Raw genomic sequence first — 12,373 nt, 5'->3', positions numbered from 1 at the left:
CGGCCTCCGCTCGCTAACGTTCGAAGCCGCGTGCGCCGGTCTGCCTAGCCCACTGCGCGCCAAAAGAAAAGTAAATTTTGTGTCTCAACTCACAAAATCAAACGTTTCACCTGAAAAGCTTCTGATTGAATCGTGGAGTCAGGAGTATGTGCTCCTAGGAAATTACCGACGGCGGTTCGCCGTATCCATCGAACAGAAAGTTCACTGATGGCATTGAACAAAAAAGCCTTGCGAAGCGCTATCGCGTTCGCGGGCATCTCCGTATTCGCGTTGACGGCCTGCACGGGCCCGGCAGGCGGCGGCAGTTCGGCTTCTTCAGCTGCCAGCGGTCCGATCGCATATGGCACCACCGACAAGGTGACTGCACTCGATCCCGCGGGCTCGTACGACAACGGTTCCTTCATGGTGATGAACCAGGTATATTCCTTCCTCCTCAACTCGAAGCCAGGAAGCGCCGACCCCGTTCCCGACCTGGCAGCGTCGGCGTCGTTCACGTCGCCCACCGAGTACACCGTCAAGCTGAAGCCCGGACTCAAGTGGGCCAATGGCCACACGCTGGACTCCACCGACGTCAAGTTTTCGTTCGACCGGCAGCTCAAGATCAACGACCCCGCCGGTCCTGCAAGCCTGCTCGCAAACCTGGACAGCGTCACCACCCCTGACGCCAACACGGCCGTTTTCAAGCTGAAGCTCGCCAACGACCAGACGTTCCCGCAGATCCTCAGCAGCCCGGCCGCGCCGATTGTTGACCACCAGGTCTTCCCGGCCGACAAACTCCTTTCCGATGACGACATCATCAAGGCCAAGGCGTTCTATGGCCAGTACACGATCGACAGCTACAAGAAGAACGAGCTCATCAGCCTCAAGGCCTACCCTGACTACCAGGGTGTCCTAGGCAAGCCGGCCAACGACGCCGCCACGATCAAGTACTACGCCGAGCCCACCAACATGAAGCTGGACATCCAGCAGGGCAACATCGACGTTGCGAACCGAAGCCTCAGCGCCACCGACGTCGACGACCTCAAGAAGGACTCGAAGGTCAAGGTCAACGTTGGTCCCGGCGGCGAAATCCGCTACATCACCTTCAACTTCGACACCATGCCGTTCGGCACCAAGGCAGCCGGTGCCGACCCGGCCAAGGCACTTGCCGTGCGCCAGGCGATCGCCAACCTCGTTGACCGCCAGGCAATCGCGGACCAGGTCTACAAGGGCACCTACCTGCCGCTCTACTCCAACGTCCCCAGTGGCTTCCTGGGCGCCAACGAGTCGTTCAAGGATGCCTACGGAGACAACGGAAAGCCGAGCTTGGACAAAGCCAAGAAGGTCCTTTCCGATGCCGGCGTCAAGGACGTCGTTACGCTGAACCTCCAGTACAACCCGGACCACTATGGCAAGTCCTCGGGCGACGAGTACGCCATGATCAAGGACCAGCTTGAGAAGTCGGGCCTCTTCAAGGTGAACCTGCAGTCCACCGAATGGGTGACCTACAGCAAGGCCAGCCGTGCGGACGAGTACCCGCTGTTCCAGTTCGGTTGGTTCCCTGACTTCAGCGACCCCGACAACTACCTGACCCCGTTCTTCCCGAACGGTGGCTTCTTGAAGAACCACTTCAACGACCCGGCCGTGACGGACCTGATCAACAAGCAGCTGACCACTACGGACAAGTCGGCTCGCGAATCCACCATCAAGGACGCCCAGAACGCTCTGGCAAAGGACATTTCCACTTTGCCGCTGCTCCAAGGTGCCCAGGTTGCCATCTCGGCGAAGGGCGTGAACGGCGTCGACAAGACGCTTGACGCTTCCTTCAAGTTCCGATTGGGAACTATTTCAAAGTAAGCAGCCGGTAGGGGGAGGCGGGTGCCAACAGGTGCTTTGCCTCCCCTTATTGCTGATTGCCTCACATTTTGAGCAAAACCCCGCGCGATCCGCGGGCAATGAACTTTAGGTAGCAATGACAACACTTATAGAGGTGCCCGACGTCGAACCGGACGCGGTCGCTCCCAAGAGTAAATCAGCGGGCGGGGGTCTCGGCAGGTACATCGTGGTCAGGTTCTTCCTGATCATTCCCACGATCTTCATCCTCGTGACTCTGGTCTTCTTCCTCATGCGGGTCATCGGAGACCCCATCACCGCGGCGCAGGGCGGCCGGCTTCCTCCGGATGTCCTGGCACAGCGAATCCACGACGCCGGTTACGACCGGCCGATCATCATCCAGTACTTCGAATACCTGGGCCAGCTGATCACCGGCAACTTCGGCACCACCATCACCGACCGGCGGCCCGTCGTCGAAATGCTGTCGACCTTCGGTGCGGCCACCCTTGAGCTGTCCATCAACGCGCTGATCGTGGCGCTCGCGGTCGGCATCCCGCTGGGCATGATCGCCGCGCAACGGCGCGACAAGGCAACAGACGCCTTCCTGCGCTGCTTTGCCATCCTCTGCTACGCCACTCCGGTCTTCTTCTCCGGACTCTTGCTGAAGCTGACGTTCTCGGTTTGGCTCGGCTGGCTCCCTGTGGCCGGCCGCGTGTCCACCCGCACTGAGCTGACCATGGGCCAACTGGCCGCTCCCACCGGGATCTATTGGCTCGACGCGCTGCGCAGCGGCGATTTCACCGCACTCGGCGACGTCGTGTCGCACGCTGTGCTTCCCGCCATTGCCCTCGGTCTCCTGACCGCCGGTGTCTTCCTGCGCCTTGTCCGGACCAACGTCATCGGAACCCTGGGCAAGGACTATGTCGAGGCCGGCCGTTCCCGTGGCGTGAGCGAGTTCCGGCTCGTGACGAAGCACGCCTACAAGCCGGCGCTCATCCCCATCATCACCGTCATGGGCTTGCAGATCGCCCTGATGCTCGGCGGAGCCGTGCTTACCGAGACCACTTTCGAATGGAAGGGCCTTGGCTACCAACTGGTCCAGTACCTGAACGCCAGGGACTTCGTGGCGGTCCAGGGCATCGTGGTGCTGCTGGCCGTCATCGTCGCATTCACCAACTTCGTCGTGGACGTCGTCGCCGCGCTGATCGACCCGCGAGTGAGGTACTGACATGAGCACCGCAACAGTTTCAGGACGGAAGAAGTCCTTCCTGTCCGGACTTCCCGTCATTTCCCATGTCAACAAGAGCGTCGGCCTCCAGCGGGGCATGCTCATCACCGGGCTTGTCCTGACCGGGCTCTTCCTTCTCTCCACCGTGCTCGCGCCGTTCATCGCGCCATACGGCTATTCCCAACTCAGTGACGCTTCCGGTTCGTTCCCCACCCAGGACGCCCCGAGCAGCAAGCACCTGCTCGGCACCACGGTCGGCGGCTATGACGTCCTCTCCCGCGTCCTGTGGGGTTCACAGACCGCGGTGACCGTGATCGTCGTCGCCGTCGCGATGTCCATCTTCCTCGGCGTGGCGCTGGGCCTGCTCAGCGGTTACTTCGGCGGCTGGCTGGACCGGGTGCTGGTAGTCATCGCCGATGCCATTTATGCCTTTCCGTCCCTGCTCTTGGCGATCGTCATGTCGATCGTCATCAGCCGTGGCCAGTCGAGCTTCTGGGGCGGCATCCTCGCCTGCGCCTTCTCGATCACCGTGGTGTTCGTTCCGCAGTATTTCCGCGTGATCCGTGCCGAAACCATCAGGCTCAAGGCCGAGCCCTTCGTGGAATCGGCCATGGTCCTGGGCGCTTCCAGCCTCCGGATCATCACCCGGCACATCTTCAAGAACGCCACCAGGACGCTACCGCTGATGTTCACCCTGAACGCCTCCGAAGCGATCCTGACCCTGGCCGGCCTTGGCTTCCTGGGCTTCGGCATTGAACCGTCCTCGGCTGCGGAGTGGGGCTTCGACCTCAACAAGGCCATGGCGGACGCGTCCTCCGGCATTTGGTGGACCGGTGTCTTCCCCGGTATCGCGATCGTCCTCACCGTGCTGGGCCTGACCTTGGTCGGCGAGAGCATCAACGACCTCAACGATCCCCGCCTGCGCGGTCGCAAGCGTGCCGGAGGCAAGGCCTCCCGTTCCAAGGCCGCGGCAGGAACCGACGGCAAGAACACAGGGGCCACTACCGCTCCTGAACCAGAAGCAGGTAAGGCATGACCACCAACATCGGCAACATTTCGGACCAACCGCTGCCAACCGGGCAGCCTGTCCTGGACATCGAACGGCTCAAAGTCACCTTTGCCACCGACAGCGGCGACGTCTACGCGGTCAAGGACGTCAGCCTCGAGGTCAAAGCCGGCGAAGTGCTGGCGATCGTAGGGGAGTCAGGCTCCGGCAAGACCGTCACGGCCAAGACCATCCTCGGCCTGCTCCCTGAAACGGCCATCAGCTCCGGGGCTGTGCTGATCAACGGCAACAACGTCATCAGCGTCAGCGCGTCCAAACTGCGCAAGATCCGTGGCCGCGACGTGGCCATGGTCTTCCAGGAACCGTCAACGGCCCTGAACCCGGTTTTCACGGTCGGCTGGCAGATCGCCGAAGGCATCCGGGCACACGCCTTGGACGGACACCGCATCTCGGCCAAGGAAGCCAAGAAACGGGCCACCGAAGCCCTGCGGAAGGTGGGCATCCCCGATCCCGAAATCCGCGTCAACTACTATCCCCACCAGCTTTCCGGAGGCCAGAAGCAACGCGTGGTCATCGCAGCCGCGCTCGCCTTGAACCCCGGTTTGATCGTGGCGGACGAGCCTACGACGGCGCTGGATGTCACTGTCCAGGCCGAGATCCTTCAGTTGCTCCGGGACCTGCGGGACAAGTACGGCACCTCGATTGTGCTCATTACGCACAACATGGGTGTCGTGGCCGACCTGGCCGACCGCGTCGTTGTCATGTACCAGGGCGACGTCGTCGAAGAGGCCACCGCAAGGGTCCTTTTCGCCGAGCCCAAGCAGGACTACACCAAGAAGCTGCTGGCCGCGGTACCGCACCTCGGCCGTAACTCAGCGTCCGAAGGGGCCACCGAGCGCCTGCACCAAGGCGGAAAGATCCTGGTTGAGGCCAAGAACCTCACCATCGAGTATCCGGGCCGCCTCGGGAAGCCCGGGTTCAAGGCCGTGGACAACGTGAGCTTCACGGTCTCCGAGAACGAGGTCTTCGGCCTGGTCGGCGAGTCCGGTTCGGGCAAGTCCACCATCGGCCGCGCTATCGCGGGACTCAACAGGGCAACCGGGGGCAGCCTCAAGGTCCTCGGCTACGAAATGCTGGGCTTCAAGGAACACACGTTCAAGCCGCTGCGCAAGGATATCGGCTTCGTCTTCCAGGACCCGGCCGCCTCGTTCAACCCTCACCTGACCATCGGTGAGTGCGTTGCGGAACCGCTGCTCATCCACACCCACCCGAGCCCGGCTCAAGCACGCCTGCGCGTGGCGCAGTTGCTCGAATCGGTCCAGCTGCCGGCGTCGTACGCTGAGCGCTTCCCGCACGAGCTCTCCGGCGGGCAGCGCCAGCGCGCTTCGCTGGCGCGTTCGCTCGCACTCAACCCGCGCCTCCTGATCGCCGACGAGCCGACCTCGGCCCTCGACGTTTCCGTGCAGGCAAAGGTCCTGGAACTGTTCAAGGACATCCAGGAAGAGTTCGGTTTTGCGGCGCTGTTCATCAGCCACGACCTCGCCGTCGTGGACATCCTCTCCCACTGGGTGGGTGTGTTGTACAAAGGCGAGCTCGTGGAGCAAGGGATCGGCAGCCAGATCATGGGCAATCCCCAGCACGACTACACCCGCAGGCTCATTGCCTCGCTGCCCGTGCCGGATCCTGACGAACAGGCCCGACGCCGGGAAGAGCACCGCGCGCTGCTGGGCATCTAGCCCGCCTCCTGCGGCGACCCGCAAGAACACATGCCCGCCCTTCTCCGCGAAGGGCGGGCATGTTCGTTCTACCGGGCTACTCGGACACGATGCTGATGTTGAAGAGCTTGTCCTTCGGCTGGCGCACGAAGATCCGGAGCCACAGCGGCATCCACATCTCAAGGCCGCGCGCGACGTCGAGCCCGCCCAAGTCGTGGATGTGTTCCGGAAGCCAGCCGAACTCCCGAAGGAGCGCGACGACGGTGGCTTTCGCGTCGTCGTCGTTCCCCGCCACGAAGACGTCATGGGCACCATCGGCGAGCCTAAGCGGATCAACCATCAGGGGTGCAGTCAAGGTGTTGAGGGCCTTGACCACACGCGCCGCGGGGAAGGAGCGCTGGATGGTTTCGGCAATGCTGTCGGTATTGCAGACGGACAGCGACGGCGGGAATCCGGCGGAAAAATCCAGCGGGTTGGACACATCCACAAGCACCTTGCCCGCCAGGTTCGCCGCTCCGGCTTCACTCAACGCCGCGAGAGAGACCATGCCCGGGGTTGCGTTGACCACGATCTCGGCCATGGCTGCCGCCTGCGCGAAGGAACCGGAGCTTGCCCCCGGACCCGCCTGCGCCGCCCACTCCGTCCCCTTGGGATTGCCGGCCTCCCGGGAACCCATCATGACCTCGTGGCCTACCGCCACCAATTTGCCGGCCAGGGCATGCCCCACCATTCCGGTGCCAAGAACTGCGATTTTCATGCGTGCTCTCCTTATCATCGGCGCGGACATGCCCATTCTGCCCCTCGGACGGCGGCCAGCACACCCTAGACTGGAGGAATGACCGAGCAGAACCACGCCCTCCCCGACGCCGACTCCTTCGATCCTTCTGCCAGCTCCCTCGCCGGCCGGGTGGACCAGGCCGTCATGGACGAGTTGCTCTCCATCCGCTCAAGCATCGACAACATCGATGCCACCCTCGTCTTCCTCCTCGCGGAACGCTTCAAGGCCACGCAGAAAGTGGGCGTCCTCAAGGCGACGCACAAGCTTCCTGCCGGGGACCCGGGGCGCGAGTCCGCCCAGATTGAGCGGCTCCGCCGGCTCGCCGAAGAAGCGCACCTCGATCCTGCCTTTGCGGAGAAGTTCCTGAATTTCATCATCAGTGAGGTCATCCGGCACCACGAGGCAATCGCCGAAGGCCACCAGGCTTCCATCGCGCAGGCCTGAACCCGTGTCTGCCGAAACCGTGCAGAACCAGGTCACCGCTACGGCGTTGGGTCCTTGGCCCGGGACGGATCCTGCTGAGGCGGCACGGGTCATCCGTGGCGAGCTGGGCAGCCCGCACCTGCCGTTCCTGGCCGAGCTTCCGGACCGTGGCGTTGGCTCCGACGCCCTCGGCCGGACGGCATCGCTCCTGGTCGAGCTGGCCATCGATGTGCAACCGCACGGCTGGCGCCTGGTGGACCGCCCGGGCAAGGACCTGCGGCGTGCGAAGTCCGCCCTCGCTATGGACATCAACATCCTGGCCGACGTTGCCGGCTCGGAAGAATCCTCCGCCGAGGAACTCAAGATTCAGTTGCGCGGGCCCCTAAGCCTCGCGGCGGGCCTCTACTTGCATAACGGGGAGCGCGCCCTTCTTGACTACGGTGCCCGCAGGGACATCGCTGAGTCTTTGGCCGCCGGCGTCGCCGAGCACGTATCGAAAGTCCGTGCTGCCGTGCCCGGCGCCGGTATTGTGGTCCAGCTCGACGAACCGGACATCTCTTCAGTGTTGGCCGGCACCATTCCCACGGCGAGCGGCTACCGCACGCTGCGCTCCATCCCTGGCGAAGAAGTCACGGGAGCCTGGCGGTTGGTGGTCGACGCGCTGCGGGCCGCAGGGGTGGCGGAGATTGTGGTTTCCGTTCCGGAGATCGAAGCCCCCATCCAGCAGATCCTCGCCTCCGGAGCCGACGGCGTCGCCGTTCCCCTCAAAGCGCTCACCACGCGCCAATGGGAACAGATTGCCACTGCGGTGGAAGCGGGCAAACGCTTGTGGGCCGGCGCTTTGCCCGTAGAGAACCCAAGGGCAACCCTGCCACGCACCGCTGAGCTCGTGGACACCGTCTGGCAGCCTTGGCGCCAACTCGGCCTACCGGCGTCGAGCCTGGGGGCCGTGCGCGTCACGCCGTCGGACGGGTTGGCCGGATATTCGCCGTCGGGAGCCAAAGAGGTTCTGAACCGTTTGACCCAGCTTGCGGACGGGCTGAACCAGCTCGCGCTCGGGTAGCCTGCCGTCCGGCTCCCTCTAGACGCGCCGTTCCCAACGGTCCGGCTCGGCGTAGCGGGGGAGCCCGACGGCGGCGGTGGCGGTTCGCGGGGCTGCCGCGCCGTCCGTCGCGGGCAGCGACGGCGCCAAACGGTAGTCGAAGGATCCCGCGTAGACCAGGACCAGTCCGACGTGTGGCTGGAGCACCTTCACCTGGATCCGATGCTTGCCTTCTGCCGCGTCCCACCACTGCTCGGCATAGGCCTTCGCGTCAAGGGAAGCCGGCAAGGCGAGCCTCAGCGGACCCAGGAACAAACGCGAATCACCCGAGACGCCGCGAAGCCGCCCCTCCGGTGTCACATCCAGATCCAACGCCGTGGCCAGCCTTCGATGCCGGCCCAGATAGTCGACCAGGCGCGTGCCGCCCTCGCTTGTGGTCTCCGCGACGGTGGTGTCGTGGAACAAGCGGGTGTGCCCGGGAAAGAAGATTTCACGCCGGGCCGTGAGGCTGGACCGTCCGAACGGATCAAAATGGGCATGATTTTCGATGCGGAACGGGATGCGCTCGCCGTACTCGGGGAAGAAGGCCTCTTCCCCGGCAACCGTGGCAAGGAGTGGGCGGAGCCACTTTTGCCGGCAACCGACCACCTCGAACACGCCCTCGCCGATTCCGTAGGATCCGGAGCCCGGGGCAAGGGAAAAGTAGTCCTGGAGCTCGGGCTGCAACTGCCGGAACTTGGCGCCCAGCGCCAACTCGTAGATGGGTGTGCTCATGTGCTTTCCTCGGATTCCGGTTGTTGATTTCTGGACTCGGGGCCTGGCCAGGCTACAGGCGCCCGGCAGCCTTCAGCCGTATGTACGCATCCGCCAGGAGCGGCGGCAGTTCCAACGGCTCGGCGTCGACTACCTCCGCCCCGAGCTGGCGCAATTGGGCGCTGACGGCCTCACGGTCCAGCAGGGCACGTTCGGCGGCCGAGGCACGGAAGACCTGGCTCGCCGTCGTGCGTTCTTCCTTCATTCGCCCCAGCAAGGGGTCCCGGACCGATCCGATCAGCACGACGTGCTGACGTACCAGTTGCGCCACCAAGGGAATGAGTCCTTCTTCGGGGGCGCCGCTGTCGAGCGAGGTCAACAGGACCACGAGGGAGCGGTGCGCCGAAATGGCCCGCACCTGGGCCGGGACTTGGGCCCAATCCATCTCGATCAGTTCCGCCTCAAGCGGAGCCATGGCCTGCACCAAGGAGCCGAGGAGGTTGCCCTTCGCCGCTGAATCGACGCGCCCGCGGACGCGCCTGTCGAAGGCGAAGAAGTCCACGCGGTCTCCGCCCCGCTCAGCAAGCACCGCCAGCAGGAGAGCCGCTTCCATCCCCGTGTCCAGGCGGGGCTCGTCGTCGATTCGGGCGGCTGCAGTGCGCGAGGTGTCGAGCATGATCACGACGCGGCGGTCCCGTTCCGGTCGCCAGGTCCGGACGACGACGGCGGTGCGCCTGGCGGTTGCCCGCCAGTCGATGGAGCGCACGTCGTCGCCCCGGACGTAATCGCGGAGGGAATCGAACTCCGTGCCCGCCCCGCGGATCTGGACAGCGGCCTTGCCATCGAGCTCCCGCAGTTTCCGTAGCTTCGACGGCAAATGCCGCTTGGAATGGAACGGCGGCAGGACGCGCAGGCGGCCGGGAAGGGCCACGGTACGTTGCCTGGCGGCCAGGCCGAGCGGGCCGAAGGAACGCAGCGTTACGTGCGGTGCCGTAAGGTCGCCCCGCCGTGTTGGCCTCAGCCGTACCGATATTCGCCGCCGCTCACCAGCCGGGATCTCGACACGCTGAACCGGGGCGAGGGTCCCCGCGGAGGGCTGCCAGGCGTCGCGCACCATTCCGCGGAAGGTCCGCCGGTTGCCGTTTTCCAGCGTCAGGACGGATTCCGTTTCCGAGTTCAGGGTGACATTTCCGAGGTCTGTCCGCTGAAGCATGATCTTGGCGGGCGATGCGGCCAGCAGGAGGTCGGACAACACCAGGGCCAGCAGCACGGCGGTGGTGAGAAGGATCGTAGCCCAGGCGGGAAACAGCACCAAGGGGGCCAACGCGGCGAAAGCCAGCAGCACAAAGCGGCCTGTGATTGCCATTCAGCACCCCTGGATGGTCGTGGACGGGACAGTCATGGGGCACGGCCAATCAGCGCGGCACGGGAACAGAAGCCAGGATGCTGCCGAGGACATCATCTACGCTCACACCGTCCATTTGGGCTTCGGGACGAAGCCCCACACGGTGCCTCAAACATGGCAGGGAGAGCGCTTTGACGTCGTCGGGGGTGACGAAGTTGCGTCCGGACAACCAGGCCCAGGCACGCGAGGTGTTCAGCAGCGCTGTGGCGCCGCGTGGGGAGACTCCCAACTGGAACGACGGCGCCGCCCGGGTCGCCCGCACGACGTCCACGATGTAGCCGAGGATCTCGGGGGCCACTGTCACTCCGGCCACCGCGTCGCGGGCATTTTGGAGTTCGGCGACGCCCGCCACGGGCCTGACTCCCGCGGCCAGCAAGTTGCGCGGATCAAAACCTTCCGAATGCCTGCGGACCACTTCGATCTCTTCGGCACGTCCGGGCAGCGGCATGGAGAGCTTGAGGAGGAAACGGTCCAGCTGGGCCTCCGGCAGGGGATACGTGCCCTCGTACTCGACGGGGTTCTGCGTGGCGGCGACAATGAACGGCGACGGCAGGGGCCGGGAGAGTCCGTCAACGGATACCTGGCGCTCCTCCATTGCCTCCAGCAGCGAAGCCTGGGTCTTGGGCGGCGTTCGGTTGATTTCGTCCGCCAGCATGATGTTGGTGAACACCGGCCCTTCCCGGAAGGTGAATTCCGAGGTGTGCGAGTCGTAGACGAGCGATCCGGTGACGTCACCCGGCATGAGGTCCGGAGTGAACTGGACGCGCTTCGTATCCAGGCTCAGCGCCGTGGACAAGGCCCGCACCAGCAGTGTCTTGGCAACGCCCGGAACGCCCTCAAGCAGCACGTGGCCTCCGCAGAGCAGCGCGATGAGCATGCCAGTCACCGTTGCATCCTGCCCGACGACGGCCTTGCCGACTTCGTGACGGACGTCCAGCAGGGCTTTGCGGGCAGGATCGGACCGGGTGGCTGCCTGCACCGCCGGCTCCTGCGACGCCGGACCTCCCGGATAGCCATAGGCGCCGTCGGTGAAACCGTCTGCTTGATTGCTCTGTGCTTGATTGCTCTGTGCTTGATTACTCATTGGGCTATTGCCTCCTGCTCGAGTGTTTCGATGCTTTGTGCCCATTGGACGAGTTCTGATTCGGTGCGTGGCCGGTGCTCCAGCAGGAGCATACGCAGCTCCTGTGCCGGCCGGTCGACCTTTCGGGCCACGGCATCGAGTACGGCATCTGCGCCGGCCTCGGGGCCGAGCCGGAAGTGCTTGGCAAGCCTGGTCAAAGTTCCGGACCGCAGATTATCGGCCGCCTGGCCGACGGCGCGGGAATCCTGGTAGAGGCGGGCGCGGCCTTCGGCGGTCTCCACGGCCTTGACCACCACCGGCAGCGGCTCGAATACGAGCGGACCAAGCCGCCTGCCGCGCCACAGCACAGCCAGCAACGCGACCACCGCCAACCACAATCCCAGGAAGCCAACCCACGGTGGCGCCAATTCATTCAGCGTGGGCGGTCTGCCGTCGCTTGGTACGTCTCCGAGGCCCGGAAGATACCAGACGAGATCCGGAGTCGGCCCGAGAGTTCGGAGGGCCAAGGCGGCATTGCCCTCTTCCTGCAGCAGATCGTTGCTGAGCAGGGCTGTGCTGCCGAGAACCACCAAGCGACCGTCCGCGCTCGCCGCGTACATGCCGCCGTCGTTGCTACTCGGCCTGTAGCAGGTCACCTCGGCGCCCGTGTAAAGGAATCCACCCTTTCCGGAGACATCCCCTGCGGCGAGTGGATCAGCCTGAACGCACCCCGCTCCCAACGTTGAAGTGCTGTCGGGAACCACCCCCGCGTTATGGATCTCGCTGCCCAGTCCGGTCAGGGTTCGGAGGCCGGGGGCCACCACCACCACGCGGGCAGCCGATTGCAGCAAGCTTTGCAACTGGGTGGGGCCGAGATAGCCATTGCGGTCATACAGGAAGACGGTGGCGCCTGGTTTCCCGGCGAGCACGGAGGTTGTCGTCGCGAATGAATCGGATTCCGTGACCGCGACGCCGTGCCGCCGGAGGATTTCGGCCGTGGCCATGGCACCATCCGGTGCGGGATTGCTGGCAGAGAGGGGTTCCTTGTCCCCGTTTGCGGGGGATTGGGCCAGGGCGGCAATGCCCAGTCCCGCGACGATGGCTCCGATGATGAGCCAGGCCATTTGGCGGCGCATCCAGCCCCGAAA

11 protein-coding genes are annotated in these 12,373 nt (G+C 64.5%); 6 read left to right on the top strand and 5 right to left on the bottom strand.

The window, feature by feature from the left end:
* Nucleotides 1-207: 207 nt before the first annotated feature.
* The 4 genes from ACFVTG_RS07300 to ACFVTG_RS07285 all read left to right on the top strand — a co-directional run bounded on the left by ACFVTG_RS07300 (nt 208) and on the right by ACFVTG_RS07285 (nt 5,782).
* Complete coding sequence (locus ACFVTG_RS07300) at nt 208-1,836, top strand: ABC transporter substrate-binding protein (protein WP_284754753.1); 1,629 nt, start codon at nt 208-210, stop codon at nt 1,834-1,836.
* 115 nt (nt 1,837-1,951) lie between these two features.
* On the top strand, nt 1,952-3,040 hold the full coding sequence (locus tag ACFVTG_RS07295) for an ABC transporter permease (protein ID WP_284754752.1): 1,089 nt from the start codon (nt 1,952-1,954) through the stop codon (nt 3,038-3,040).
* A gap of 1 nt (nt 3,041) precedes the next feature.
* Entirely contained in the window at nt 3,042-4,076 is a 1,035-nt protein-coding gene (locus ACFVTG_RS07290) for an ABC transporter permease (protein ID WP_390279234.1), read from the top strand.
* Nucleotides 4,073-5,782 (top strand): ABC transporter ATP-binding protein, encoded by a 1,710-nt coding sequence (locus ACFVTG_RS07285; protein WP_390279232.1) that lies wholly within the window; start codon nt 4,073-4,075, stop codon nt 5,780-5,782. The genes ACFVTG_RS07290 and ACFVTG_RS07285 overlap by 4 nt, the downstream gene beginning before the upstream one ends.
* A 76-nt stretch (nt 5,783-5,858) precedes the next feature.
* Here the strand turns inward: ACFVTG_RS07285 and ACFVTG_RS07280 are convergent, their stop codons facing one another.
* Nucleotides 5,859-6,518 carry an NAD(P)-binding domain-containing protein gene (locus ACFVTG_RS07280; protein WP_350225163.1) on the bottom strand — a complete coding sequence of 220 codons (660 nt, stop codon included), beginning with the start codon at nt 6,516-6,518 and terminating at the stop codon, nt 5,859-5,861.
* Nucleotides 6,519-6,596: 78 nt separating this feature from the next.
* Here ACFVTG_RS07280 and ACFVTG_RS07275 point away from each other — a divergent pair, with 78 nt between their 5' ends.
* Together ACFVTG_RS07275 and ACFVTG_RS07270 are read left to right on the top strand one after the other, a co-directional pair.
* The gene (locus tag ACFVTG_RS07275) at nt 6,597-6,983 is read left to right on the top strand and encodes a chorismate mutase (protein WP_284754749.1); all 387 of its coding nucleotides are present in this window, start codon (nt 6,597-6,599) and stop codon (nt 6,981-6,983) included.
* 4 nt (nt 6,984-6,987) lie between these two features.
* Entirely contained in the window at nt 6,988-8,025 is a 1,038-nt protein-coding gene (locus tag ACFVTG_RS07270; protein WP_390279229.1) for a hypothetical protein, read from the top strand.
* An 18-nt stretch (nt 8,026-8,043) separates the two neighbouring features.
* Here ACFVTG_RS07270 and ACFVTG_RS07265 read toward each other — a convergent pair whose 3' ends face one another.
* From ACFVTG_RS07265 to ACFVTG_RS07250, 4 genes are read right to left on the bottom strand one after another with little or no spacing between them, the layout of a single operon-like run.
* Entirely contained in the window at nt 8,044-8,778 is a 735-nt protein-coding gene (locus ACFVTG_RS07265; RefSeq protein ID WP_390279227.1) for a DUF4166 domain-containing protein, read from the bottom strand.
* Between the two features lie 52 nt (nt 8,779-8,830).
* On the bottom strand, nt 8,831-10,123 hold the full coding sequence (locus ACFVTG_RS07260; protein WP_390279225.1) for a DUF58 domain-containing protein: 1,293 nt from the start codon (nt 10,121-10,123) through the stop codon (nt 8,831-8,833).
* A gap of 49 nt (nt 10,124-10,172) precedes the next feature.
* Nucleotides 10,173-11,246 (bottom strand): AAA family ATPase, encoded by a 1,074-nt coding sequence (locus ACFVTG_RS07255; protein ID WP_390279223.1) that lies wholly within the window; start codon nt 11,244-11,246, stop codon nt 10,173-10,175.
* Complete coding sequence (locus ACFVTG_RS07250) at nt 11,243-12,349, bottom strand: DUF4350 domain-containing protein (protein WP_390279221.1); 1,107 nt, start codon at nt 12,347-12,349, stop codon at nt 11,243-11,245. The genes ACFVTG_RS07255 and ACFVTG_RS07250 overlap by 4 nt, the downstream gene beginning before the upstream one ends.
* Between the last annotated feature and the right edge of the window lie 24 nt (nt 12,350-12,373).

Source organism: Arthrobacter sp. NPDC058127 (assembly GCF_042884555.1).
GTDB lineage: Bacteria > Actinomycetota > Actinomycetes > Actinomycetales > Micrococcaceae > Arthrobacter.
This window is presented reverse-complemented; position numbering and strand designations above follow the sequence as displayed.

Coding starts and splice junctions, on each gene's coding strand:
- ACFVTG_RS07275 (WP_284754749.1), top strand. CDS start 6,597: ATGACCGAGCAGAACCACGCCCTCCCCGACGCCGACTCCTTCGATCCT.
- ACFVTG_RS07295 (WP_284754752.1), top strand. CDS start 1,952: ATGACAACACTTATAGAGGTGCCCGACGTCGAACCGGACGCGGTCGCT.
- ACFVTG_RS07260 (WP_390279225.1), bottom strand. CDS start 10,123: ATGGCAATCACAGGCCGCTTTGTGCTGCTGGCTTTCGCCGCGTTGGCC.
- ACFVTG_RS07255 (WP_390279223.1), bottom strand. CDS start 11,246: ATGAGTAATCAAGCACAGAGCAATCAAGCACAGAGCAATCAAGCAGAC.
- ACFVTG_RS07265 (WP_390279227.1), bottom strand. CDS start 8,778: ATGAGCACACCCATCTACGAGTTGGCGCTGGGCGCCAAGTTCCGGCAG.
- ACFVTG_RS07290 (WP_390279234.1), top strand. CDS start 3,042: ATGAGCACCGCAACAGTTTCAGGACGGAAGAAGTCCTTCCTGTCCGGA.
- ACFVTG_RS07300 (WP_284754753.1), top strand. CDS start 208: ATGGCATTGAACAAAAAAGCCTTGCGAAGCGCTATCGCGTTCGCGGGC.
- ACFVTG_RS07285 (WP_390279232.1), top strand. CDS start 4,073: ATGACCACCAACATCGGCAACATTTCGGACCAACCGCTGCCAACCGGG.
- ACFVTG_RS07280 (WP_350225163.1), bottom strand. CDS start 6,518: ATGAAAATCGCAGTTCTTGGCACCGGAATGGTGGGGCATGCCCTGGCC.
- ACFVTG_RS07250 (WP_390279221.1), bottom strand. CDS start 12,349: ATGGCCTGGCTCATCATCGGAGCCATCGTCGCGGGACTGGGCATTGCC.